21 protein-coding genes are annotated in these 24,448 nt (G+C 64.2%); 8 read left to right on the top strand and 13 right to left on the bottom strand.

Annotation, left to right across the window (positions count from 1 at the left end; all coding sequences use genetic code 11):
- Positions 1-3: 3 nt before the first annotated feature.
- The 5 genes from NKJ23_RS17460 to NKJ23_RS17440 form a co-directional block, all read right to left on the bottom strand.
- Positions 4-204: a hypothetical protein gene (locus NKJ23_RS17460; RefSeq protein WP_023676334.1), complete on the bottom strand. Its 201-nt coding sequence runs from the start codon at positions 202-204 to the stop codon at positions 4-6.
- On the bottom strand, positions 201-1,151 hold the full coding sequence (locus NKJ23_RS17455; RefSeq protein WP_352681364.1) for a carbohydrate ABC transporter permease: 951 nt from the start codon (positions 1,149-1,151) through the stop codon (positions 201-203). Before NKJ23_RS17455 ends, NKJ23_RS17460 begins: the two co-directional genes overlap by 4 nt.
- A complete protein-coding gene (locus tag NKJ23_RS17450; protein ID WP_031211681.1) occupies positions 1,148-2,095 on the bottom strand; it encodes a carbohydrate ABC transporter permease in 948 nt (315 codons plus the stop codon). Before NKJ23_RS17450 ends, NKJ23_RS17455 begins: the two co-directional genes overlap by 4 nt.
- Before the next feature lie 110 nt (positions 2,096-2,205).
- Positions 2,206-3,537 (bottom strand): ABC transporter substrate-binding protein, encoded by a 1,332-nt coding sequence (locus NKJ23_RS17445; protein ID WP_352454682.1) that lies wholly within the window; start codon positions 3,535-3,537, stop codon positions 2,206-2,208.
- Between the two features lie 212 nt (positions 3,538-3,749).
- Positions 3,750-4,439: a PIG-L deacetylase family protein gene (locus tag NKJ23_RS17440; RefSeq protein WP_352681362.1), complete on the bottom strand. Its 690-nt coding sequence runs from the start codon at positions 4,437-4,439 to the stop codon at positions 3,750-3,752.
- A 27-nt stretch (positions 4,440-4,466) separates the two neighbouring features.
- Here NKJ23_RS17440 and NKJ23_RS17435 point away from each other — a divergent pair, with 27 nt between their 5' ends.
- From NKJ23_RS17435 to nhaA, 5 genes are all read left to right on the top strand, one after another.
- Entirely contained in the window at positions 4,467-5,357 is an 891-nt protein-coding gene (locus tag NKJ23_RS17435) for a DMT family transporter (RefSeq protein WP_352681360.1), read from the top strand.
- A 75-nt stretch (positions 5,358-5,432) separates the two neighbouring features.
- Positions 5,433-8,051: an ATP-dependent helicase HrpB gene (gene hrpB / locus NKJ23_RS17430; RefSeq protein WP_352681358.1), complete on the top strand. Its 2,619-nt coding sequence runs from the start codon at positions 5,433-5,435 to the stop codon at positions 8,049-8,051.
- Between the two features lie 90 nt (positions 8,052-8,141).
- Complete coding sequence (locus tag NKJ23_RS17425) at positions 8,142-9,467, top strand: ActS/PrrB/RegB family redox-sensitive histidine kinase (protein WP_352448476.1); 1,326 nt, start codon at positions 8,142-8,144, stop codon at positions 9,465-9,467.
- Positions 9,468-9,530: 63 nt separating this feature from the next.
- Positions 9,531-10,094 carry an ActR/PrrA/RegA family redox response regulator transcription factor gene (locus NKJ23_RS17420; RefSeq protein ID WP_023676342.1) on the top strand — a complete coding sequence of 188 codons (564 nt, stop codon included), beginning with the start codon at positions 9,531-9,533 and terminating at the stop codon, positions 10,092-10,094.
- 89 nt (positions 10,095-10,183) lie between these two features.
- Entirely contained in the window at positions 10,184-11,377 is a 1,194-nt protein-coding gene (gene nhaA / locus NKJ23_RS17415) for a Na+/H+ antiporter NhaA (protein WP_352681356.1), read from the top strand.
- Between the two features lie 17 nt (positions 11,378-11,394).
- Here nhaA and NKJ23_RS17410 read toward each other — a convergent pair whose 3' ends face one another.
- From NKJ23_RS17410 to NKJ23_RS17380, 7 genes are all read right to left on the bottom strand, one after another.
- Entirely contained in the window at positions 11,395-12,822 is a 1,428-nt protein-coding gene (locus NKJ23_RS17410; RefSeq protein WP_352681354.1) for a gamma-aminobutyraldehyde dehydrogenase, read from the bottom strand.
- A 25-nt stretch (positions 12,823-12,847) separates the two neighbouring features.
- Positions 12,848-13,663 carry an ABC transporter permease gene (locus NKJ23_RS17405; protein ID WP_023676345.1) on the bottom strand — a complete coding sequence of 272 codons (816 nt, stop codon included), beginning with the start codon at positions 13,661-13,663 and terminating at the stop codon, positions 12,848-12,850.
- A complete protein-coding gene (locus NKJ23_RS17400; protein ID WP_352681501.1) occupies positions 13,653-14,603 on the bottom strand; it encodes an ABC transporter permease in 951 nt (316 codons plus the stop codon). Before NKJ23_RS17400 ends, NKJ23_RS17405 begins: the two co-directional genes overlap by 11 nt.
- 14 nt (positions 14,604-14,617) lie before the next feature.
- Positions 14,618-15,613 (bottom strand): ABC transporter ATP-binding protein, encoded by a 996-nt coding sequence (locus tag NKJ23_RS17395; protein WP_352681351.1) that lies wholly within the window; start codon positions 15,611-15,613, stop codon positions 14,618-14,620.
- A 189-nt stretch (positions 15,614-15,802) separates the two neighbouring features.
- Entirely contained in the window at positions 15,803-16,957 is a 1,155-nt protein-coding gene (locus tag NKJ23_RS17390) for an ABC transporter substrate-binding protein (protein WP_352681349.1), read from the bottom strand.
- A 198-nt stretch (positions 16,958-17,155) separates the two neighbouring features.
- Entirely contained in the window at positions 17,156-18,082 is a 927-nt protein-coding gene (locus NKJ23_RS17385) for a LysR family transcriptional regulator (protein WP_023676350.1), read from the bottom strand.
- A gap of 78 nt (positions 18,083-18,160) precedes the next feature.
- The gene (locus NKJ23_RS17380; protein ID WP_352448483.1) at positions 18,161-18,937 is read right to left on the bottom strand and encodes a DeoR/GlpR family DNA-binding transcription regulator; all 777 of its coding nucleotides are present in this window, start codon (positions 18,935-18,937) and stop codon (positions 18,161-18,163) included.
- Between the two features lie 435 nt (positions 18,938-19,372).
- On the opposite strand from NKJ23_RS17380, the gene NKJ23_RS17375 reads away from it, so the two are divergent.
- A complete protein-coding gene (locus tag NKJ23_RS17375; RefSeq protein WP_023676353.1) occupies positions 19,373-20,257 on the top strand; it encodes a phosphotransferase family protein in 885 nt (294 codons plus the stop codon).
- A complete protein-coding gene (locus NKJ23_RS17370) occupies positions 20,254-22,707 on the top strand; it encodes a GcvT family protein (RefSeq protein ID WP_352681346.1) in 2,454 nt (817 codons plus the stop codon). Before NKJ23_RS17375 ends, NKJ23_RS17370 begins: the two co-directional genes overlap by 4 nt.
- An 18-nt stretch (positions 22,708-22,725) precedes the next feature.
- Here NKJ23_RS17370 and NKJ23_RS17365 read toward each other — a convergent pair whose 3' ends face one another.
- The gene (locus NKJ23_RS17365; RefSeq protein WP_352454671.1) at positions 22,726-23,358 is read right to left on the bottom strand and encodes a class I SAM-dependent DNA methyltransferase; all 633 of its coding nucleotides are present in this window, start codon (positions 23,356-23,358) and stop codon (positions 22,726-22,728) included.
- Between the two features lie 103 nt (positions 23,359-23,461).
- Here NKJ23_RS17365 and NKJ23_RS17360 point away from each other — a divergent pair, with 103 nt between their 5' ends.
- Positions 23,462-24,364, top strand: coding sequence for a phosphotransferase (locus NKJ23_RS17360; RefSeq protein ID WP_352681344.1), 903 nt, complete (start codon positions 23,462-23,464; stop codon positions 24,362-24,364).
- Positions 24,365-24,448 lie beyond the last annotated feature (84 nt).

Genomic DNA, 24,448 nt, shown 5'->3' with positions numbered 1-24,448 from the left:
CGTCTACTCCGGAAATTTCGAGACGATGATGAACATCGCCGTGCCCGCAAGCATGGTGATGAAGGAATAGGTGTAGAGCACCAGTGCGAAGGGCTGGAACAGCATCAGGAAGCCGATGGCGATGATCGCGGTGGCGACGTTTTCCATCAGCCCGCGCCTGGCCCAGACGGGCCAGCGCGATTTGCGTTTTGCGGTCATGCTCATTTACGCACCGCGCCAAAGGTGATGCCGCGCAGCAATTGCTTGCGAAGCAGGATGGTGAAGACCAGGATCGGCACCAGGAAGATCGTCGTGCCGGCCGCGACTGCCGGCCAGTCCTGACCGCCTTCGCCGATGATGGTCGGGATGAAGGGCGGCGCGGTCTGCGCCGTGCCCGAGGTCAGTAGCGCAGCGAAGGCATATTCGTTCCAGGCAAAGATCAGGCAGAAGATGGCGGTTGCGGCAATACCGGTGGTCGCCTGCGGCAGTACCGTGCGCCAGAACGCCTGCAGCCTGGTGTAGCCGTCGATCATCGCCGCTTCTTCATATTCGCGCGGGATCTCGTCGATGAAGCCTTTCAGCAGCCACACCGCCAAGGACACGTTGACCGCCGTATAAAGCAGGATCATGCCGAGAGCCGTGTCCGACAGGCCAAGCTCCCGGTACATCAGGTAGATCGGGATGGCGACGGCGATCGGCGGCATCATCCGCGTCGACAGGATGAAGAACAGAAGGTCGTCGGCGAGCGGCACCTTGAAGCGCGAAAAACCATAGGCCGACAGCGTGCCGAGGAACACCGCGCAAAACGTCGAGCCGAACGCGATGATCAGCGAATTGAAGAAGCGCGGCATGAAGTTGGACGGGCCGGCGATCACCATGTTGCGCTTGCGCACCGTCTCGTCGCACAGGCCCGTCGCCGGTCCCAGCGAGTTGATGTATTCCGGTGTTTGCCGAGTCCGGGTCGAGAACAGGTTGCAGTAGCCCTCGAGGCTGGGCTGGAACAGGATCTTCGGCGGATAGGCGATCGAATCCGGCGGCGTCTTGAAGCTGGTGGCGAAGATCCACAGCAGCGGCACGATCGAGATCAGCGCGTAGGCGACGATGATCGTGCCGGCGACGCGCTTCGACGTGGCCGACGGCGCGACAACGGAATGGGCTGACGTCAGGCTCATCTCTGCTTCACCTTGTTGAGCGCCTTGACGTAGATGTTTGCGAGGCCAAACACTGCGACGAACAGGATGATGGCGAAGGCCGAGGAATAGCCCGTCCGCCAGCTTTCGAAGGCCTGCCGCTTCAGCGTGATCGAGGCCACTTCGGTGGTCGATCCCGGCCCGCCGCCGGTGAGCAAATTGACCATGTCGAACATCTTGAAGTTCTCGATGCCGCGAAACAGCACCGCCAGCATGATGAAGGGCAGCGCCATCGGCAGCGTGATCGACCAGAACTGCCGCCAGTTGGAGGCGCGGTCGACCTCGGCCGCTTCGTAGATGTATTCGGGGATCGAGCGCAGGCCGGCGAGGCAGATCAGCATCACGTAAGGCGTCCACATCCAGGTGTCGACGATGATGATCGACCATGGCGCCAGTGACACGTTGGAGAGCATGCTGATTTCGGTTGCCGGAATGCCGGTGACGAACGAAACGGCGTAGGCGAACAGCCCGATCTGCGGCTCGTAGAGGAAGCGCCAGAAATTACCGACCACCGCCGGCGACAGCATCATCGGCACCAGGATGATTGTCGTCCAGAAGGCGTGGCCGCGAAACTTGCGGTCGATCAGCCAAGCCAGCGTGAAGCCGATCAGCGTCTGCAGCAGGATGGTCCAGAACACGAAATGCGCCGTCGTCTGCATGGCGATCCAGATGTCCTGGTCGGCGAGGATGCGCTTGTAGTTTGCCAGCCCAAGGTTCTTCACAACCTCGTTGGGCCGATTGGCGCGAAAATTGGTGAAGGACAGATAGATTGCCCAGAACAGCGGAAAGATGTTGATAGCTAAAAGCAACAGGATCGTCGGCGAGATGAACAGCCAGGCGAGGCCCTTGTCGCTGATGCCCCGGACCTTGCGGGCCAACGGCTCGGGCGTAGCCCGGGCAACGCTGTCCGCCGTCCGATTGAGCATGGTCAGTCCTGCTTCGGTCACTTGGCTCGTCTCGACAATGGAATTTATCTGAACTGTGTCCCGTGCCAAGTGGCACGGGACGGTTCGGTCATGGGCTCGGGAGGAGCCGTTTACATCTTGCCATCGTCCTGGAAGACCTCGGTCCAGTCCTTGACGAGGCCGTCGAGCGCATCCTTGGCCGAGCCTTGCCCGGCAACGACATAGTCGTGGAAGCGCTTCTGCGATGCCTGCAACAGCGGGGCATAGCTCGGCTCGGCCCAGAAGTCCTTCACGATGGCCATCGAGTCGAGGAAGGTCTGCGCGTAGGGCTGGCTGGCCGGGAAGGCCGGGTCCTTGACGACCGCGTTGAGGCAGGAATAGCCGCCGAGCGACCACCATTTGGACTGCACGTCCTTGTTGGCGAACCATTTGATGTATTTGAGCGCGGCTTCCTGCTTGTCGGAATAGGAGACCACCGAGATGCCCTGGCCGCCGAGCTGGGCGAACTGGTCCCCGTCCGGACCTTTGGGATTGACGAAATAGCCGATCTTGTCGCCGCCGACATTCTCGTCCTTCTGCAGGCCTGGCCAGGTGAAGGCGAAGTTCATGTGCATCGCCACCTGGCCGGATTTGAACGCATCGACGCCTTCGCCCATGTAGCTGTTCGAGGCGCCGGGAGGGGTGCAGCAATCGTAGAGGGCTTTGTAGAACTCCAGGCCCTTCACCGATTTATCGGAGTTGACGAAGCCTTCCATCTCGTAGGGCTTTTTCGGGTTTTCGTACTGGAAGCCGAAGCTGTAGAGCACGTCCATGGCGCCCATGGTGATGCCTTCCGAGCCGCGCTCGGTGTAGATCGACGCGCCATAGACGGTCTTGCCGTCGATGTCGCGCTTCTGGAAGAATTCGGCGATCTGCTTCAATTGGTCGAAGGTCGTCGGCGGGCCGAGATCCCAGCCGTACTTTTCCTTGAATTCCTTCTGCAGCTCCGGCTTGGAGAACCAGTCCTTGCGGTAAGTCCAACCGACGACGTCACCCATGGCCGGCAGCGCCCAGTAATTCGGCGAGTTCTTCGGCCATTCCGAATAGCCGACGACGGTCGCCGGCACGAAATCGTCCATGCTGATCTTCTCCTTGTCGAAGAAGTCGTTCAGCTTGACGTAATGGCCGTTCTCGGCGGCACCGCCGATCCACTGGCTGTCGCCGATGATGAGGTCGCACAGCTTGCCGTGCGAATTCAGCTCGTTGAGAAAGCGATCGGCATAGTTGGTCCACGGCACGAATTCGAATTTCATGCCGATGCCGGTTTCCTTGGTGAAGTCCTTGGACAATTCCACAAGCGCGTTGGCCGGGTCCCAGGCTGCCCAGCAAAGCGTCAGATCTTCTGCCTGCGCGACATTCGAAACGGCTGTCGACGCAAAGAGCGTCGATGCCAGTCCCAACGCCAATTTCAAGGTCGATTTCATGCCTTCCTCCCATTTGCGAAACGCGTCCGGATGACGGTTTCAAGAGCCCGCTAAACCCCTCCTCGGGGGCCCAAACACAACGACGCGGCGGCGCACCGGATGTTTAGTAATTTGTTTAGTGATGCAATTTTTACTAAACAAGGCAAGCGAATTCGTTGCTGCATTGCAGCATGCTGGATAGGAAAGCAACGTGCGAAGTTGCGGCGACCTGCCTAGGTCACCGTCTTGTTGCTGACGGCCACCGGACGGATCACTGGGGCCGGCGGCAGCAGCGCGCGGATATCGGCGAAGGGGAAGACTGGCTCGAAGCGGAAGGCCTCGGCGAACGATCCGGCTGGGCCGTTGCACTGGCCGGCGCGAAAGGCGTTCTGCGTGCGCGCCGCGTCGACGAAACGCTCGGGATCCTGCGACTGGTGCGCCCGGATCGCCTCCGCCTTGAGATCGAAATGCCTGGAGGTATCGACGTAGTGCGTTGGCGAAAACCCGGTGCCGCCGAACGTGTCGGCATGTAGCACCGGCACCGAGAATGACGCTGCGATGCGCACGCCATCCGACAGCGCGCGGTGGTCGCCATGATAGTCGTTCGGCGCATGCGTTATCACCAGATCCGGCCCTATCTCGCCGATCAGTGCTTTGAGCGCCCCGATCAGCGCGGCATCCGCGACCAGCCCGCCATCGGGAAAGTCGAGGAAGCGCGGCGTCACGCCAAGCAGGCCGGCCGCCGCCGTCGCCTCCTTGCGGCGCCTGCGGGCAAGTGCGGCCGGATCGCCATAGCCGCCCCTGGCGCCATCCGTGGCTATGGCAAAAAAGAGTTCTGCGCCTTGCGCGGCATAGGCGGCCATCGTACCGAACATGAAGATCTCGATGTCGTCCGGATGCGCGCCAAGCGCCAATATCTTCACTCTCATCTCTCCCGGAAATGGAAAAACGTGCCCAACGGAATTCTGCTCGCGCTCATCGCCTATGCAAGCTATTCGTGCAGCGACGCGGTTGTCAAAAGCCTGGGCGGGCAGTTCAACGTCTTCGAGATCGGCTTCTTCTCGACATTGTTTGCCGGCTGCTTTCTGCTCTTTGCCAGGCCGGCAGGCGAGCGCTGGCTCGATTTCTGGCGCACCAACCGGCCCTGGGCGGTACAGGCCCGGGCCTGGGCCGGCATCGCCTCGGGCGTGCTCAGCGTCTATGCCTTCACCACCATCCCGCTGGCGGAAGTCTATGCGCTCATCTTTCTGGCGCCGCTGTTCGTCACTATCCTGGCCACGCTGGTCCTCAAGGAAAAGGTCGGCCCATGGCGGTGGCTGGCGGTCGTCGCCGGCTTTGCCGGGGTCATGCTGGTCGTCAGGCCTGGTTTTCGCGAGTTGCAGCTTGGCCATCTGGCGGCGTTCATCATCGCCTTCCTGGCCGCCACCAATGTCATCCTGATGCGTTCGCTCGCCGCGCAGGAAAAGCGCACAACGATGCTCGGCGTGCTGATCGGCTACGGCCTGCTCTTCAACGGCGTCGGTGCGGCGGCCACCTCGTTCTCGCTGCCGGATGGCAGGCAATGGGCCTGGCTGGTGCTGGCCGGCGCCTTTACCGCCGGCGGCCAGCTGCTGCATCTGCTGGCGGTCAAATACGCGCCGGCCAACCGCATCGCGCCGACGCATTACTCGCAAATCGTCTGGGCGGTGGTTCTAGGTGCGCTGTTCTTCAGGGAATATCCGGATTTTCTGTCGCTGGTCGGCTTGGCCGTGGTCGGCGGTTCCGGCCTGCTGACGATGGTGCGCGAGGAGGTGCGGCTCGGCACGGTGCGCTGGAACCCGTTTTCGCGGACCAGGCTTTGAGTCGGCGCCGAGGTTGCGTCGCGACCGCCACCGCTGATATGCGGTCGCTGCCAACTGGCTGCGCAGCATAGCACAATGACGACAAAACCCTTGCCGGACCTGCCGGTCTCCGTTGTCTTGCCGGCGCTCAATGAAACGCTGAGCCATGGTAACAGCGCCGTGCTGGTGGCGCCGCCCGGTGCCGGCAAGACGACGCTGGTTCCACTGGCGCTGCTCGACGCTGAATGGCTCGGCGCCGGAAAGATCATCCTGCTCGAGCCGCGCCGCCTCGCCGCCCGCGCTGCCGCCCGCCGCATGGCCGAATTGCTCGGCCAAGACCCCGGCGAAACCGTCGGCTATGCCATGCGCATGGAAAACCGCAGTTCCGCAAAGACCAGGATTCTCGTCGTCACCGAAGGCGTGCTGTCCCGCATGATCCTCGACGACCCGGAACTGCCTGGTGTCGCGGCGGTGCTATTCGACGAGTTCCACGAACGCTCGCTCGACGGCGATTTCGGGCTGGCGCTGGCGCTCGACGTGCAGGGTGCGCTGAGGCCCGAACTCAGATTGCTGGTGATGTCGGCAACGCTCGACGGCGCGCGTGTCGCAAAATTGCTGTCCGGCGCGCCGGTGATCGAGAGCGCAGGCCGCGCCTTCCCGGTCGACATCCGCTATGACGAGCGGCCGGCCGGCGTCACCATCGAGGACGCCATGGCCAAGGCGATCCGCTCGGCGCTTGCCGGGGAGGAGGGCAGCGTGCTCGCTTTCCTGCCCGGCCAGCGCGAGATCGAGCGCACCGCCGAGCGGCTGGCGGGCAAGGTCGGCGCCGATACCGACATCGTGCCGCTCTATGGTATGCTCGACAACAAGGCGCAGGACGCGGCGATCAAGCCGGCGCCGCTCGGCCGCCGCAAGGTCGTGCTGGCGACGTCGATCGCCGAAACCTCCATCACCATCGACGGGGTGCGCGTCGTCATCGATTCCGGCCTGTCGCGGCTGCCGCGCTATGAGCCGGCGAGCGGCCTGACGCGGCTGGAGACGGTACGTGCTTCCCGCGCTTCCGCCGACCAGCGCGCCGGCCGCGCCGGGCGCACGCAGCCGGGCGTCGCCATCCGGTTGTGGCGGGCCGAGCAGACGGCGGCCCTGCCGGCCTTCACGCCGCCGGAAATCCTCGAGGCCGATCTTTCCGGCCTGTTGCTCGATAGCGCGGCGTTCGGCGTCGCCGATCCGACCAGCCTGTCCTTCCTCGACCCCCCGCCGGCTCCGGCGCTCACCGAGGCGAGGGTACTGCTACGTGCGCTCGATGCTGTCGATGCGGCAGGACGCCTGACGGATGCCGGTGCCGCGATGCGCAGGCTGGCGCTACCGGTGCGGCTCGCCCACATGGTCGCCGAGGCGGCAATGACCGGAGAGGCGCTCGAGGCGGCGATGCTCGCCGTATTATTGACCGAGCGTGGCCTTGGCGGCGATGGTGCCGATCTCGAACGGCGGCTGCTGCGCTTTCGCGCCGAAAGATCGCCGCGCGCCACCGCCGCCCGGCAGCTGGCTGAGAGGCTGGCAAAGCAGGCTTCACCCTCCCCCTCGAGGGGAGGGTCGGCGAGCGAGCCGAGCGCAGCGAGACGAGGGAGACGGGGCGGGGTCGTCGATGGCGTGCCCGAACCGACCCCACCCCGATCCGCTACGCGGATCGACGCGCCGGGGCGAGCCACGGGTCTCGCCCGTCCTTCCGATCCCCTCAAGGGGGAGGGCAGCACGGCCGGCGCTCTCCTCATCCATGCCTGGCCGGATCGGGTCGCCAAAGCGCGCGGCGAGCGTGGCCGCTTCGTGCTTGCCAACGGCTCGGGCGCCATGCTCGACGCCTCCGATCCGCTGGCCGGCGAGACCTGGCTCGTCGTCGCCGACCTGCAGGGCAAGGCGCAGAACGCCCGCATCACCGCAGCGGCAGCCATCGATGAGGCCGACATCCGCACTGCGCTGGCGGAAAAGATCGAGACCCGCCGCGAGGTGAGCTTCGACCGCGACAGGCTCGCGGTGCGGGTGCGCGAAACGGTTCGCCTCGGCGCCATCACGCTGTCCGAACGCATGCTGCCGGCGCCGACCGGTGCCGACGCGGATCGCGCCATCCTCGACGCCTTGCGCGAACACGGCCTGCCCCTGTTGCCGTGGAACAGGGAGGCGGAGACGTTGCGGCAGCGGCTCGGCTGGCTGCATCGCGGCCTCGGCGCGCCATGGCCCGATGTCTCCGATGCCGCGCTCGTCGAGCGCCTCGACGACTGGCTGCTGCCGTTCCTTTCCGGCGCGGCATCCTTTGCGGCAATCGATCCCAGCGTGCTTTCGCAAGGCCTGATGACGCTGGTGCCGCACGAATTGCAGCGCAAGATCGACACATTGGCGCCGACCCATTTCGACGCGCCGTCGGGCAGCCGGCTGCCGATCCGCTATGACGGCGAATGGCCGGTGCTGGCGATCCGCGTGCAGGAACTGTTCGGCTTCGACCGGCATCCGGCGATCGCCAACGGCACTGTGCCGCTGACGCTCGAATTGCTGTCGCCGGCTCACCGGCCGATCCAGACGACGCGCGACCTACCCGGCTTCTGGCGCGGCTCCTGGGCCGATGTGCGGGCAGAGATGCGCGGCCGCTATCCCAGGCATGTCTGGCCGGAGAACCCGCTTCTCGCCGCCGCCACCAGCCGGGCCAAGCCGCGCGGTACCTGATGCTTCCAGATTGTCATCCCGAACCGAGGGCCGGCTTCGGCGGTTTTTCGGAAAAGACCTCCGGCTGTTTCCCCTCTATAATCACTGGCCATGATAAACATCCTGCACGCACCCGACTTCCAGCAAAGCCAGCGGCTGCGCCTCAACACGCTGATCAGGTTGCGCTGGCTAGCCATCGTCGGCCAGAGCCTGACCGTGCTTGTCGTCGCTTACGGGCTGAAATTTCCGCTGCCGGTCAGCATGTGTTTTGCGCTGATCGCCTGTTCGGCCTGGATGAACCTTTTGCTGACCTTCCGCTATCCGGCGGCGCATCGGCTTACCCCGTTCTCGGCCTTCGCCATCCTGACCTTCGACAGCCTGCAGCTTGCCGGCCTGCTCTACATGACCGGCGGACTCACCAATCCGTTTTCGCTGCTGATGACCGTGCCCGTCGTCGTCTCGGCGACGTCGCTGCCGCTGCGGCTGACCGCCATGCTCGGCGCACTGGTGATCGTGGCGGCGACGCTGCTGGTCTTTTACCACCTGCCGCTGCCATGGCATGAGGGCGCGCCTTTGGCGATGCCGTTCATCTATGTCGCAGGCATGTGGATGGCGGTGTTCTGCTCCATCGCCTTTACCGCGATCTATGCCTTCCGGGTGGCCGAGGAGGCGCGGCTGCTTGCCAACGCGCTTGCCGCCACGGAATTGGTGTTGCAGCGAGAGCAGCATCTCTCTGCCCTCGACGGCCTCGCCGCGGCCGCCGCGCACGAACTCGGCACACCGCTCGCCACCATCACACTTGTCGCCAAGGAAATGGAGAAGGCGCTTGGCGAAGATCCGAAATACGGCGAGGACGTGAAGCTGCTGCGTTCGCAGAGCGAGCGCTGCCGCGAAATCCTGAAGCGCCTGACCAGCCTGTCCTCCGAGAGCGAGGTGCACCTCTCGCGCCTGCCGCTGACCTCGCTGGTCGAGGAGGTGACGGCGCCGCACCGCGATTTCGGCATTTCGATCAAGCTTCGGCCGGGCGAGCGCATCGGCCCGGAACCGGTGGGCCGGCGCAATCCCGGCGTCATTTACGGCCTCGGCAATCTGGTCGAGAACGCGGTCGACTTCGCCCGCAACAGCGTGACAGTGCGCTGGAACTGGAATGAGGCCGCCGTCAGCTTCTCGATCATCGACGACGGGCCGGGCTTTCCACCGGAGATCATCGACCGCATCGGCGAACCCTATATGTCGACGCGACAAGGCACCGAAGCCGGCGGCGGCCTCGGCCTCGGCCTATTCATCGCCAAGACCTTGCTCGAACGCTCCGGCGCGACGCTCGATTTCCGCAATTCAAGCGAGCCCGGCGAGGGCGCTATCGTGCAGATATCGTGGCCGCGCAGCGTCTTCCTCAATCCCGAGCAGGCTTCGGCCACCATGTTCGACACGGCTTAAATTGGACAATAGCGTTGCGAAACTATATTTGCGTAAAAATCAGGCAGCAGGATTTTCAGCACGATGAGTACTGACGAAACGATTGGCGCAATGGTCGAAGGCGAGGATACCTCGCTGCTGATCGTGGACGACGACAAGCCGTTCCTGACGCGGCTTGCCCGCGCCATGGAAACCAGGGGTTTCGTGGTCGAGACGGCGGAGAGCGTCGAGGAGGCGGTTGCCAAAGCGCGCGCCAATCCGCCGGCCTATGCGGTGGTCGACATGCGGCTGGCCGACGGCAACGGCCTCGACGTCGTCGCCGCGATTCGCGAGAAGCGCGACGATGCCCGCGCCATCATCCTCACCGGCTACGGCAACATCGCTACTGCGGTGACGGCGGTAAAGCTCGGCGCCATCGACTATCTGTCGAAGCCGGCCGATGCCGACGATATTTTTGCCGCCCTGACCCGCACCGCGGGCGAACGCGCAGCGCCGCCAGAAAATCCAATGTCGGCCGATCGCGTGCGCTGGGAACACATCCAGCGCGTCTACGAAATGTGCGACCGCAACGTCTCGGAAACCGCACGCCGCCTGAACATGCATCGCCGCACGCTGCAACGCATCCTCGCCAAGCGCGCGCCGCGCTAAAGGGCTTTCATTACAGGCTTGCCCGGAGCGCTGTTTGCGCATCATCGCTTGGCGGTGTCGGACCTTGCCGCTGATACGACGGAGGCGACATGCAGGACGAAAAGCGGCTGGTCTCCATGCTGCGCGAATTCCTCGACAGCGAGGCGGCCGGCGGCCTCATCCTGATGGCTGCGGCGGCCTTGGCCCTGATCGTCGCCAATTCGCCGCTGGGCGAGGCTTATTTCTTCGCCCTCCATGCCTATCTCGGACCGCTCAGCGTCTCGCACTGGATCAATGACGGCCTGATGGCGGTGTTCTTCCTGCTGGTCGGCCTCGAGATCAAGCGCGAAATGCTTGACGGCCAGCTGTCGACCTGGCCGCGCCGCGTGCTGCCCGGCATCGCCGCCGCTGGCGGCATGGCAGCGCCGGCACTGGTCTACGTCGCCATCAACCGTAACAATCCAGCCGCTCTGTCCGGCTGGGCGATCCCAACCGCCACCGATATCGCCTTTGCGCTCGGCGTGCTGTCGCTGCTTGGCAGCCGCGTCCCGGGCTCGCTGAAGATATTCCTCACCGCGCTCGCCATCATCGACGATCTCGGCGCGGTGCTCATCATCGCGGTGTTCTATACCAGCGGCCTCTCGCTCGCCTATCTCGGCGCCGCCTTCGCCGTGATCGCGCTGCTGGTGGTGCTCAACCGCATGCGGGTGCTGACGCTGCTGCCGTACATCTTGCTCGGCATCGTTCTGTGGGTTTTGGTGCTCAAATCGGGCGTCCATGCGACGCTCGCCGGCGTCGCGCTGGCCCTCACCATACCGCTGAAGATATCGCCGGGCAGCGGCCATGATCTCGACCATTCGCCGCTGCACCGGCTCGAACACGGCCTGCACAAAGTCGTCGCCTTTTTCGTCATCCCGATTTTCGGCTTTGCCAACGCCGGCGTCTCGCTCGCCGGTCTCAGCGCTGCCGCCCTGGCCGAGCCGCTGACGCTCGGCGTCGCCGCCGGCCTCGTCTTGGGCAAGCTGGTCGGCGTGTTCGGGTCTTCCGCGCTTGCCATCCGGCTTGGCTTCGCCGATCTGCCGGTCAATGCCGGCTGGCTGCACATGGTCGGCATTTCGCTGCTCTGTGGCATCGGTTTCACCATGAGCCTGTTCATCGGCCTGCTCGCCTTCGCCAGCGACGCCGCCCTGCAGGACGCGGTCAAGGTCGGCATCCTCGCCGGCTCCTTCATCGCCGCGCTCCTAGGCGCCGCTGTGCTGCTGGTGGAGCCGGCCGCAGGCGAGGCGGAGGAGGCGGAAGAATAGGCGTCTCCCCGCGGGCGCTACCCGTGAGCGACCATGACGTGGCGGACGGCGGTATAGTCCTCCAGCGCGTAGAGCGACATGTCCTTGCCGTAGCCGGATTGTTTCAACCCGCCATGCGGCATCTCGTTGGTCAGCATGAAATGGGTATTGATCCAGGTGCAGCCATATTGCAGCCGGGCCGCCGTCGCCATGGCGCGCGAAACATCCTTGGTCCATACCGACGACGCCAGGCCGTAGTCAGAGTCATTGGCCCAGTTCACCGCTTCGTCGACTTCGGAAAAGCGGGTGACCGAGACCACCGGACCGAACACTTCGCGGCGCACGATCTCGTCCTCCTGCAGCGCGCCGGCGACGACGGTCGGCTGGTAGAAGAAGCCGGAGCCCTCGCCCGGCTTGCCGCCCGTGGTGATCTCGATGTGCTTGAGCTCAGAGGCGCGCTCGACGAAGCTCGAGACGCGGTCGCGCTGGCGACGCGAGATCAGCGGGCCGATCTCGTTTTCGGTATCGTCAGGACGATCATACTTGATGGTCGAGACGGCAGCGGAGAGGTCGGCGACGAGCTTGTCGTAGATCTTCTTGCCGGCGTAGATGCGGCAGGCGGCGGTGCAGTCCTGGCCGGCATTGTAATAGCCGAAGGCGCGCAGGCCGTTGACCACCGCGCCGAGATCGGCGTCGTCGAAGACGATGACCGGCGCCTTGCCGCCGAGCTCGAGATGCGTGCGCTTGACCGATTTGGCGGCAGCCTGCAGCACCTTCTTGCCGGTGGCGACGTCGCCGGTGATCGAGATCATGTTGACCTTCGGGTGGTTGATCAGCGTGTTGCCGACGCTGTCGCCGCGACCGAGCACGACGTTGACGACGCCTTCCGGCAGGATCTCGGCAAGGATTTTCGCCAGCTTCAGCGCGGTCAGCGGCGTCTGTTCCGACGGCTTGAAGACGACGGTGTTGCCGCCGGCAATCGCCGGCGCCAGCTTCCAGGCCATCATCATCAGCGGATAGTTCCACGGCGCGATCGACGCGACAACGCCGATGGCGTCGCGGCGGACCATCGAGGTGTGGCCGGGAATGTATTCGCCGGCGACCTGGCCGGGCATCGAGCGGACCGCGCCGGCAAAGAAACGGTAGCAGTCGACGATCGCCGGGATCTCGTCATTGAGCACGGCATTGATCGGCTTGCCACAGTTCAGCGCCTCGAGCGCCGCGAAATCCTGTGCAGCAGCCTCGATGCGATCGGCGATCTTCAGGAGATAGCCGGCGCGCTGCGCCGGTGTTGTGCGGGACCAGGTGACGAAGGCTTTTTCGGCAGCAAGCACGGTCGCCTCGATCTGCGCTGGGCTGGCCTCAGGCAGATTGAGGATGGTCGCCCCGGTCTTCGGGTTGAGGATCGGCTCCTCGGTCTCGGTGCCTTTTTCGAATTTCGAGCCGATCAGCATCTGCGTGTCCATGGAAGTCTCTCCCTTATGAACGAGATCATTTGCCCGAACCGGCGATCTGGTCGCCGTCGCGGGTCAGGTAATAGGCAGCGAGGATGGGAAGCAGCGTCACCAGCACCACGACCATGGCCACGACATTGGTGACCGGACGCTGGCGCGGACGGATCAATTCTTCGAGCATCCAGATCGGCACCGTCTGCTGCTGGCCGGCGGTGAAGGTGGTGACGATGACTTCGTCGAAGGACAGCGCAAAGGCAAGCATGCCGCCGGCCAGCAGCGCGGTTGCGATGTTGGGCAGCACGACATGCCGAAAGGTCTGGAAACCATCGGCGCCGAGGTCCATCGACGCCTCGATCATCGAGCCGGACGTGCGGCGGAAACGGGCGACCGCATTGTTGTAGACGACGACCACGCAGAAGGTGGCGTGGCCGAGCACGATCGTCCAGAACGAGAACGGGATTTCGGCCAGCGCGAAGGCCGAGCGCAGCGCGATGCCGGTGATGATGCCGGGCAGCGCGATCGGCAGGATGACCAGCAGCGAGATGGTTTCGCGGCCGAAGAATTTTGTGCGGGACACGGCGGCTGCGCACAGCGTGCCGAGGATCAGAGCGATGGCAGTCGAGATCGCCGCGACCCGCACAGACAATGACAGCGCCTGCCAGACGTCGGGGCGGTTCCAGGTGACGGCGAACCATTGCGTGGTCAGGCCCGGCGGCGGCCAGACGAAGCTCTTCTCCTCGGTGGTGAAGGCATAGACGAAGATCAGCAGGATCGGCAGGTGCAGAAAGAGCAGGCCGCCGGTGGCAGCGAGCTTCAGGCCGATCGGCGCGGATGGGCCACGGTCAGAGCGCATCGAAAGCCCCCATGCGCTTGGCGCCCCAGAGATAGAAGCCCATGATGACGATGGGAACCACGGTAAAGGCGGCGGCGAGCGGGATGTTGCCGGCGGTGCCCTGCTGCGAATAGACGGCCTGGCCGATGAACAGCCGCGAGGTGCCGATGATCTGAGGAATGATGTAGTCGCCGAGCGTCAGCGAGAAGGTGAAGATCGAGCCGGCAACGATGCCGGGCAGCGCCAGCGGGAACAGCACGTTGCCGAAGGTCTGGCCGGGCGAGGCGCCGAGATCGGACGAAGCCTCGACCAAATTGCCCGGCACGCGCTCGAGTGCGGCCTGCACCGGCAGGATCATGAATGGCAGCCAGACATAGACGAAGACGATGAAGGTGCCGGTTGAGGAGACCGACAATGAGTTGCCGCCGACGATCGCCAGCGATAGCCAGGCATCAAGCAGCCAGAGAAGATGCAATTTGGCCAGTAGCCACGTCAGGATGCCTTCCTTGGCGAGGATCAGCTTCCAGGCATAGATCTTGACAAGGTAGCTCGACCACAGTGGCAGCATGACGCCGAGATAAAACAGCGCCTTCCAACGGCCGCGCGCATAGCGCGCCGCGTAATAGGCGATGGGAAAGGCGATGACCGCCGCCGCCAGCGTCACCAGCGCCGCCATCGTCACCGTGCGCAGGATAATGTCGAGATTGGCGGCCTGCAGCAGGTCGCCATAGGTCTTCAGCGTGAACTGCCGGTTGATCAGGCCGGAGAACTCGTCGATCGAAAAGAAGCTCTGCAAAAGCAGTGCGAAGAGCGAGCCGATATAGACGATGCCGAGCCACAGAACCGGCGGCAGCAGCATGAACAGAAGCAGGAATTGCGGTCGGCGCCAGAAGAGGTCGGAGAGCGCGCCACGTACCCCGCCGCTGCCCGGCAGGATGGCGGGAGCCGTGGCCCGCGGCATGGCAGCGTCCAGGCTCATCCGAGATCGTCCATCAGATGCAAATGCTCGCGGTTGAAGGTGAGCACCACCGCCTCGCCTTCCCGGGGCAAGGCAGCACCCGCCGGCACGATGGCATGCAGCCGCAAGCCCTCTGCATCGAGCGCCAGTCTTGTCGTGGCGCCGAGATAGTTGGTCGAGACCAGGCGGGCGGCAACCCCTTCGCCGTTGGCCCGGCCAATACGGATGGATTCGGGCCGCAGGCTGCCCCAGCAATGCTGGCCGGCATAGCGCTGGACGAAATCCGGCGGCAGCACGTTGGACGAGCCGACGAAATCGGCGACGAAGCGGGTCTTGGGGCGCTGGTAGATGTCTTCCGGCGTGCCGATCTGCATGATCTTGCCGTCATTGAAGACGGCCACGCGGTCGGCCATCGACAGCGCTTCGCCCTGGTCGTGGGTGACGAACACGAAGGTGATGCCGAGCGCCTTCTGCAGCGATTTCAACTCCTCCTGCATGTTTTCGCGAAGCTTGAGGTCGAGGGCGCCGAGCGGCTCGTCGAGCAACAGCACCTTGGGCTGGTTGACCAGCGCACGGGCGAGCGCGACGCGCTGGCGCTGGCCGCCGGAAAGCTGGCCAGGGCGACGGGCGCCGTAGCCGGGAAGCCGCACCAGCGCCAGCGCTTCTTCCGCCGCCTTTTGCCGCTCCGGTCTGCCGACGCCCTTGACCATCAGCCCATAGGCGACGTTGTCGAGCACGTTGAGATGCGGGAACAGCGCATAATCCTGGAACACGGTGTTGACGTTGCGGCGATAGGGCGGCACGCCCTCGGCGCGTTCGCCGAAGATCGAGATCGAGCCCGCCGTCGGCTGCTCGAAACCGGCGATGAGGCGCAGGCACGTCGTCTTGCCCGAGCCGGAAGGCCCGAGCATGGCGAAGAACTCGCCCGGCACGATGTCGAGATCGACCGCGTCGACGGCACGCACGCTGCCGAAATGGCGAGAGACGTTTTGGAAGGAAACGGCGGAGGTCATGGGGCTGTCCTGATCTGTCAGGCTCATCAAATTTCAGGCGGTAGCGCTGCCTCTCATCCGCCTGCCGGCACCTTCTCCTCGTATAGTGGACGGGGAGAAGGGAGGCGCTCCAACGCTGGCGACCCCCCGTTCTTCACGGGGAGAGGGTAAGGGTGAGGGGCAGCGCCGAGCTTCGTAGGTGAGGCGAACTCACCGCCCGCCGATGACGCCGATATAGTCCGACACCCAGCGGTAATAGGGCACGCACTGGTCGTTCTGGGTGGCGCATTTCGAGACCGGCGTCTTCCAGAACTTGATCTTGTCGAAATTGTCGTACCCGTTGGTCTTGCAGCCTTCTTCGCCGAGCAGTTCGTTGCCCTTGCAGGCGGCGGGCACCACCGGCAGCGAGCCGAACCAGGCGGAGACGTCGCCCTGCACTTTTGGCGACAGCGAATGCTCCATCCACATGTAGGCGCAGTTCGGGTGGGCAGCATCGGCCTCCATCATCGTGGTATCGGCCCAGCCGGTGACGCCCTCCTCGGGGATAGTCGAGGCGACCGGCTTCTTGGCCGCGATCAGCGTGTTGACCTGGTAGGGCCAAGAACCGGAGGCGACGACGCCTTCGTTCTGGAAATCGTCGACCTGGATGGCGGCGTCGTGCCAATAGCGTCCGACCAGCGTACGCTGGACCCGCAGCAGGTCGAGCGCCGCCTTGTACTGATCCTCGGTCAATTCGTACGGATCCTTGATGCCGAGCTCCGGCTTGTGAGCCATCAGGTAATTGGCGGCGTCGGCGATGTGGATCGGCCCGTCATAGGCCTGGACGCGGCCCTTGTTCGACTTGCCGTCGGGAAGCTTCATTTCCTCGAAGACCACGTTCCAGCTCTTCGGCGCCTCCTTGAACACTGCGGTGTTGTACATCAGCACGTTCGGCCCCCACTGATAGGGAACGCCGTAATGGACTCCGCCGACGCTGAACCAGGGCGCATCCTTCAGCCGGTCGTCGACCGTCTTCCAGCTCGGGATGAGGTCGGTGTTGATCGGCTGGACGCGCTTGCCGGCGACCAGACGCAGCGAGGCATCGCCCGAGGCGGTGACCAGGTCGAAACCGCCCTCGTTCATCAGCGAGACCATCTCGTCGGAGGTGTTAGCGGTCTTGACGTTGACCTTGCAGCCGGTTTCCTTCTCGAAGGACGTGACCCAATCATAGCCCTTGTCGGTTTCGCCGCGCTCGATATAGCCCGGCCAGGCGACGATATTGACCTCGCCTTCGCCTTTGCCGAGCTCCTTGACCTGGGCGATGGCCTGGCCGGAGAAGCTCAGCGCGACCGTCAAGGCAGTGCATGATTTCAGCAATGAATTCATCGTCGATCTCCCATTTTTGCATGGACCCCGGAAAACCGGTTTCGGTTCTCGGAAAAGGTCATGCGCCCGTAAAAAATCTTGGATGCGCGGCTCTAAGGCCATGCTCCGGCAGCTTTGTTCCCTGGCTGAAAAGTGCTGCGAAATTTCCGGTTTCGCAAATTCATTTATCAGAAAGCCGATATCGATTTTTCCGATACATCAGCGGCCGATCTTCTCGGGCCGTTGGCGCACCATGCGCTGCGACTGGGCAAGTCCGATGAAGTCGCGCGCCGCCTGCGGCAGGCCGGAGCCGCGCCGCCACACCATGCCGACCTGGACGACCGGCAACGATCCCGAAATATCGCGCGATTCAATGCGGTCGCCTTCCAGCGACCATGGCCGGTACACGAGGTCGGGCAGCAGCGCCACGCCGGCGCCGGTGGCGACGAGGCTGCGCACCGCTTCGACCGAACGGGTGCGGAAGGCGACATGCGGTTTGGCGCCGATCGCCGTCAGCAGCTTTCCGGTATTCTCCTCGATCTCGTCGACGGTCAGCATGATCAGCGGTTCCGAGGCGATGTCGCCGATGCCGATGATGTCGGCACCGGCCAACGGATGGCCGAGCGGCAGCCACAGCCGGTAGGCCGAGACTTCGAGGATTTCGGACTGCAGTGCCGTGCGGTCGCGCAGGTTCGAGGTGACCATAACGGCAATGTCGAGCTTGCCGCCAATTAACAGGTGCTCGAGATAGTCGCCATTGTCCTCGATCGCCGAGACCTCGACACCCGGATAGGCGCGGCGGTAGCGGGCAAGAAGATCGGAAAGCACATAGCCGGCGACCAGCGAGGTGACGCCAAGTTGCAGCCGCCCGCTTGCCGCGGCCTGTTCGCCGAAGAAGGCGCGGCGCGCATCGGAAACGTCGGCCAGGATCTTTCTCGCATGGCGCAGGAACTGGTGGCCTTTGTGGGTGATGTTCAAGCCGCGCGGGTGGCGCTCGAACAGCTCGACGCCGAGATCGTGCTCCAGCTCCTTTATCGCCTCGGTGACCGAGGATTGCGAGATCGACAGGTTCTGGGCGGCGCCCGACACTGTGCCCTGCTCGGCGACGGCAATGAAGAACTGCAATTGGCGGATGGTGAAAGCCATGGCCGGACTAAACACGGCAGAGGCGGCGCTGGGAAGTGGGTGCTGGCGCAGATCTCCCGATAGAGCTCACGATAGAGATCAGCCCTCGCTTCCGCCATCGGCAATGCTGAGCCGTGCGCCGGCCTGGGCAAGGGCGGCGGCGATGTCGTGCGGCGGCGGACGGTCGGTCGCGAGTTCGGAAAAGCCGCCGAAGCCGCAGACCTGAACAAGGCCCTGGCGGCCGAATTTGCTGTGGTCGGTGACGACAAGCGAACGCTGGCCGCGCGACAGCACCATGCGGGCGAATTCGGCCTCTTCCAGATCATAGTCCATGACGCCGGTGACGGCATCGACCGCACCGGTCGATATCACTGCATGGCTGACGGAAAAGCGGCTGACGAATTCGATGGCCGAGACGCCGAAGGCAGCACCGGAATCGCTGCGCAGCTCGCCGCCGGCCATGTAGACCTTATTGCCGTTGACGGTGGCCAATGTGCGGGCGATGTCGGAGGAGTTGGTGACGACTGTCAGCCGCCGGTGGCCGAGCAGTTCCCGGGCCAGGAAAGAGGTGGTGGTGCCGGTGTCGAGCATGATCGATTCGCCGTCGCGGATGGTCGCGGCGACCATGCGCGCTATTGCCCGCTTGGCATCGGCGTTCTCGCGCATGCGCCGCTCGAACGGCGCTTCGCCGGCAATCGACGGCAGGCCGACGGCGCCGTGCATCTTGAGGATGGAACCGTCGCTGGTCAGTGGCTTGACGTCGCGGCGTACTGTCTCCAGCGAGACGCCCAGCCGGTCGGCCAGGCTCGCAATGGTCACGGTGCCTTCCTCCTTGAGGAGGCGCAGGATTTCGCCATGCCGCTTCGAGTGGACCATCGGTTCCATCCGGTCGGATTGTTGCACCACTGACCGCTTCTACGGCATAAATGCCACTAACTCCAAGGAATTTTAGCAAAATTCGGGCAAAAAACCAGAAAATACCACAAATCGCGTTGACAACGCCTCCAGCGTGGCGCGACATTATCGCTGTGACAGGCTCGGAACGGAGGACGACGGCTGAGCCGCACGAAGAATCGCTTGCCCGAACGCCCGGGAGATCGTCGGGTGCAAGGGTACCGAAATTCAGGATCCGCGGGGGCGGATGCCGGCGTCGAAGAACCCGGCACAAAGGGGCTCGTCGGTGCGGTGCGGGATACCGATCCCGAGATCTGCACCGACGAGATCTTCGCGTTGCCTCCATTCCTCCGTCCGATTGTCATCGCTGGCCAGCCGTGACATGCGTGGAAGATTGACCCAATGTTGGACGAGATCGTGACTGTCGAAGACCGCATCCGTGCGCTGCCTTGCTGGACGGGCAGCATCGACATCGCGCCGCTGCCGGGCGGGCTGAGCAATGCCAATTATCTGGTCAAGGACGCGGCCGGGCGGCACGTCGTGCGGCTCGGCCAGGACTATCCGTTCCACCATGTCTTTCGCGAGCGCGAGATGATGACGGCGCGGGCAGCGCACGCGGCAGGCTTCGCTCCGGCCGTCCATTACACTGGACCCGGCGTCATGGTGACGGAGTATCTCGGCGCCAAGGCCTATGTCGCGCAGGACGTGCGCGCCGATCTCGGCCGCGTTGCCGCGTTGCTGCGCGGTTTCCACCGGGAGATGCCCGGTCATGTCTCCGGCGCCGGCTTCATGTTCTGGGTATTCCATGTCATTCGCGACTATGCGCGCACGCTGGAGGAAGGCCGCAGCCGCAAACTGGGCGAACTGCCGCGCCTGCTGACGCTGGCGGACGAGCTCGAGCGCGCGCAAAAGCTGCTGCCGATCGTCTTCGGCCATAATGACCTCTTGCCGGCTAACATAATCGACGACGGTCACAGGCTGTGGCTCATCGATTTCGAATATGCAGGCTTCAACACCGCGATGTTCGACCTTGCCGGCGCGGCGTCGAATGCAGGCATGAGCGACGAGGAGTCCTTCGCCTTCCTGACCGCCTATTTCATGAAGGAGCCGGACCCGGCGATACGGCGCTCGCACGCCGCCATGCAATGCGCGTCGCTGCTGCGTGAGGCGATGTGGGGCATGGTTTCCGAGCTTTACCTCGACGCGCCCGGTGTCGACTACGCCGCCTACGCCGACGAAAACCTGGCGCGGCTCGAAGCCGCCCTGGAAAACTACAGGACAAAATACGGGACGCGGACATGACCTTGCCCGCCCAGGCCGCGATCGTCGTCATCGGCGGTGGCATCATCGGCTGTTCGACGGCCTATCATCTGGCGCGCGACCACAAGGCCGATGTCGTGCTTTTGGAACAAGGCAAGCTGACCTCGGGCTCGACCTGGCACGCCGCCGGGCTGGTCGGCCAGTTGCGCTCGTCAGCCTCGATCACGCGCGTGCTCAAATATTCGGTCGATCTCTACAAGGGGCTGGAAGCCGAAACCGGCCTCGCCACCGGCTGGAAGATGACTGGCTGCCTGCGCCTCGCCACCAATGCCGACCGCTGGACCGAGTATAAGCGGCTGGCAACCACGGCCAAGAGCTTCGGCATGGACATGCATCTGCTGTCGCCGGCCGAGGTCAAGGAAATGTGGCCGCTGCTGGAAACCGGCGACCTCGTCGGCGCGTCCTGGCTGCCGACCGACGGTCAGGCAAGCCCTTCCGACATCACCCAGTCGCTGGCCAAGGGCGCGCGCATGCATGGCGCAAAATTGTTCGAGGAGGTGCGGGTCACCGGCTTTGAAATGACCAACGGCCGGATCGTCAAGGTTAGGACGAACAGGGGCGATATCGCCTGCGACAAGGTGGTGAACTGCGCCGGGCAATGGGCGCGGCAGGTGGGTGCGCTGGCCGGCATCAACGTGCCGCTGCAGCCGGTGAAGCACCAGTACATCATCACCGAGAGGATCGTCGGCTTGGCGACCGACGCGCCGACAATTCGCGACCCGGACCGCCGCACCTATTTCAAGGAGGAGGTCGGCGGGCTGGTGATGGGCGGCTATGAGCCCAATCCGCAGGCCTGGACGACCGGCCTGCCCGGCGGCGACGTGCCCGATGACTGGGAGTTCCGGCTGTTCGATGACGACTACGATCATTTCGAGCAGCACATGAACCAGGCGATCGCGCGGATCCCGGCACTGGAAACTGCCGGCGTCAAGCAAATGATCAACGGGCCGGAGAGCTTCACGCCTGACGGTAATTTCATCCTCGGCGTCGCACCCGAATGCGCCAACATGTTCGTCGGCGCCGGCTTCAACGCCTTCGGCATCGCGTCCGGCGGCGGCGCCGGCTGGGTGCTGGCGCAATGGGTGGTTGACGGCGAGGCGCCGCTCGATCTGTGGGTGGTCGACATCCGCCGCTTCTCCGATCTCCACCGCGACCGGCAATGGGTCCGCGACCGCACGCTGGAAGCCTATGGCAAGCACTACACGATCGGCTTCCCGCATGAGGAATATGTCAGCGGCCGGCCGCGCATCGTCTCGCCTTTGTACGAGCGGCTGCAAAAACATCGCGCCGTGTTCGGCTCGAAACTTGGCTGGGAGCGGCCGAACTGGTTCGCGCCGGAAGGCATCGAGCCGAAGGACGTCTATTCGATGGGCCGGCAGAACTGGTTCCCGGCGGTTGGCGACGAGCACCGCCACGTGCGCGAAAAGATCGGTATTTTCGACCAGTCGTCTTTCGCCAAATACGAAATGACCGGAGCCGACGCGCTGAAGGCGCTGGACTGGATCTGCGCCAACGACGTCGCCAAGCCGGTCGGCCGGCTGACCTACACGCAGCTCCTCAATACGCGGGGCGGCATCGAGGCCGATTTGACCGTGGCGAGGCTCGGTGAGGAAAAATTCTACGTGGTCACCGGCACCGGTTTCCGCACGCATGATTTCTCCTGGATTGCCGATCATATCGGCAGGGAGTTCGACGTGATGCTGACCGACGTCACGGAGGATTTCGGCACATTGTCGCTGATGGGGCCGCGCGCCCGTGACGTGCTGTCAGCGGTGACCGATGCCGACGTCTCGAATGCCGCCTTTCCATTCGGCCATGTTCGCGAGATCGCCATTGCCGGTCACGCCATCCGGGCACTGCGCGTCACCTATGTCGGCGAACTCGGCTGGGAACTGCATGTGCCGATCGCGGCGACCGGCGAGGTCTTCGATGCGCTGATGGCGGCGGGCGAAATATTCGACATTCGGCCGGTCGGCTACCGGGCGCTGGAATCGCTGCGGCTGGAAAAAGGCTACCGCGCCTGGGGCGCCGACATCACGCCCAACGACACGCCGCAGGAGGCCGGCCTCGGCTGGGCGGTGAAGCTCAGGAAGAACACCGATTTCCTCGGCCGGCGGGCTCTGGAAAAGCTCGACGGCGCGGCGCTCGGGAAACGTTTTGCCGGCTTCACGGTCGACGATCCCCGTGTCGTCCTGCTCGGGCGCGAGACCATCCTGCGCAACGGCGACGCCGTCGGCTATCTCACCAGCGGCGGCTATGGCTACACCATCGGCAAGAACATCGGCTACGGCTATGTGCGCAATGCCGATGGCGTCAACGATGATTTCCTCACTTCCGGCAACTACGAGCTGGTGGTGGCAATGGAACGGACGCCGGCTAAGATACACCTCGAGCCGCTTTACGATCCGGCAGGAGCAAAGGTGAAGGCGTAGAGCCTTCCGGTTTCAGCCTCAGTTCACGATGAGCACCAGCCCCCGGCTCGGCACGGTATCGGCCTCGCCTGGCATCGAAACATAGGGCGGCGTCTCTTCGGCGCGCGTGACGGTGCCTTGCGCCTCGAGCTCGGCGATCCGCGCGGCAAACCCGGCATCCCACAGCGTGTTCTTCACTGTCAGCACGATCACCCCGCCCGGCCGGCAGATGCGGATCAGCTCGTCCAGACCCTCGGCCCCGACATGGCCGGACGTGAAGACCCCGGCTGAGATGATCCCGGCATAGGCGTCGTCCACGAAGGGCAGCGGTCCGCCAAGCGCCAGGCAGTGCAGCGCTGAATAGACGCCCTTGCGCGCGGCTTGCGCCAGCATGCCTTCCGAGATGTCGAGCGCCTCGACCTGCGGATAACCGGTAATGGCAAGCCATTCGCCGATGAGCCCGGTGCCGGCGCCGGCATCGAGCAGAGGAGCGGCGCCGCGCGCCAGATGGCGGGCCAGCAAGGCAAGGCAGATGGTGGGATGGCGATAGCCAGCCGCCGACATGTCGGCGTCATAGGTGCCTGCCCAACTGTCGTAGAGCGCCGCGACGTCTTCCGGCCGCTTCGCCGCATAGGCTGCGGCGAGTGCGCTCTGCTGATTGCTGTCCGTCATCGCTTTCCGTCGCCTGGTATCGATCCGCAACGCGATCATAGCCAAACGGCGAAAACTGTGGAACCGTCATCGTCCCAATAACACGGGGAAAGGAGCGAAATCCATGGCGGACGACCGGGCGCGCGCCGCACTTGCGGCCATTCCGGTGCTGGCCGGCTACGAGGGGCCGCTGGAACGGCTTGGCGGCCTCACCAATCTCGTCTTCAATGCGGGAGATTTCTGCCTGCGTATCCCCGGCAAGGGTACCGAGGAATACATCAACCGCGCCAACGAGGCGGTGGCGGCGCGGGAAGCGGCGAAGGCCGGCGTCAGTCCCGAAGTGCTGCATGTCGATGCCGAGACCGGCGTGTTGGTGACCCGCTTCGTTGCCGGTGCCGAGACGATGTCACCGGAAAAGTTCAAGACTCGGCCGGGCAGCCCGGCACGCGCCGGCAAGGCCTTTCGCAAACTGCACACATCCGGCGCGGTGTTCCCCTTCCGCTTCGAGCTGTTTGCGATGATCGACGATTATCTGAAAGTGCTGTCAACCAAGGACGTCGCCCTGCCTGCCGGCTACCACGATGTGGTCCGCGAGGCGGAGGCAGTGCGCTCAGCACTTGCGGCTCAACCTCTGCCGATCGTCGCCTGCCACTGCGACCCGCTCTGCGAAAACTTTCTCGATACGGGCGACAGGATGTGGATCGTCGACTGGGAATATTCCGGCATGAACGATCCGCTCTGGGATCTCGGCGACCTCAGCGTGGAAGGGCAATTCGACGCCGCGCAGGACGAGGAGATGACGCTGGCCTATTTCGGCGGCGAGCCGAGACCGGCGGAGCGCGCCCGCATCGTCATCTACAAGGCGATGTGCGACCTGCTGTGGACGCTGTGGGGACTGATCCAGCTTGCCAACAAAAATCCGGCCGACGACTTTCGCGCCTATGCCGACGGCCGGTTTGCGCGCTGCAAGGCACTGATGGAGACGCCGGAATTTTCGCGGCATCTTGCGGCGATGCGAACGGGTTAGAGTATCCGTGTTGGTCAAGGGAGAGATGGTGTCCAGGTCCGATTGTCCCTGAGTAGTGCGTTTGCGAGGATGATGAGCTTTCGC

It is taken from the genome of Mesorhizobium sp. M0184, assembly GCF_040322215.1.
Classification (GTDB): Bacteria; Pseudomonadota; Alphaproteobacteria; order Rhizobiales; family Rhizobiaceae; genus Mesorhizobium.
The sequence above is the reverse complement of the archived record's forward strand: the minus strand, read 5'-3'. Positions and strand labels throughout refer to the sequence as shown.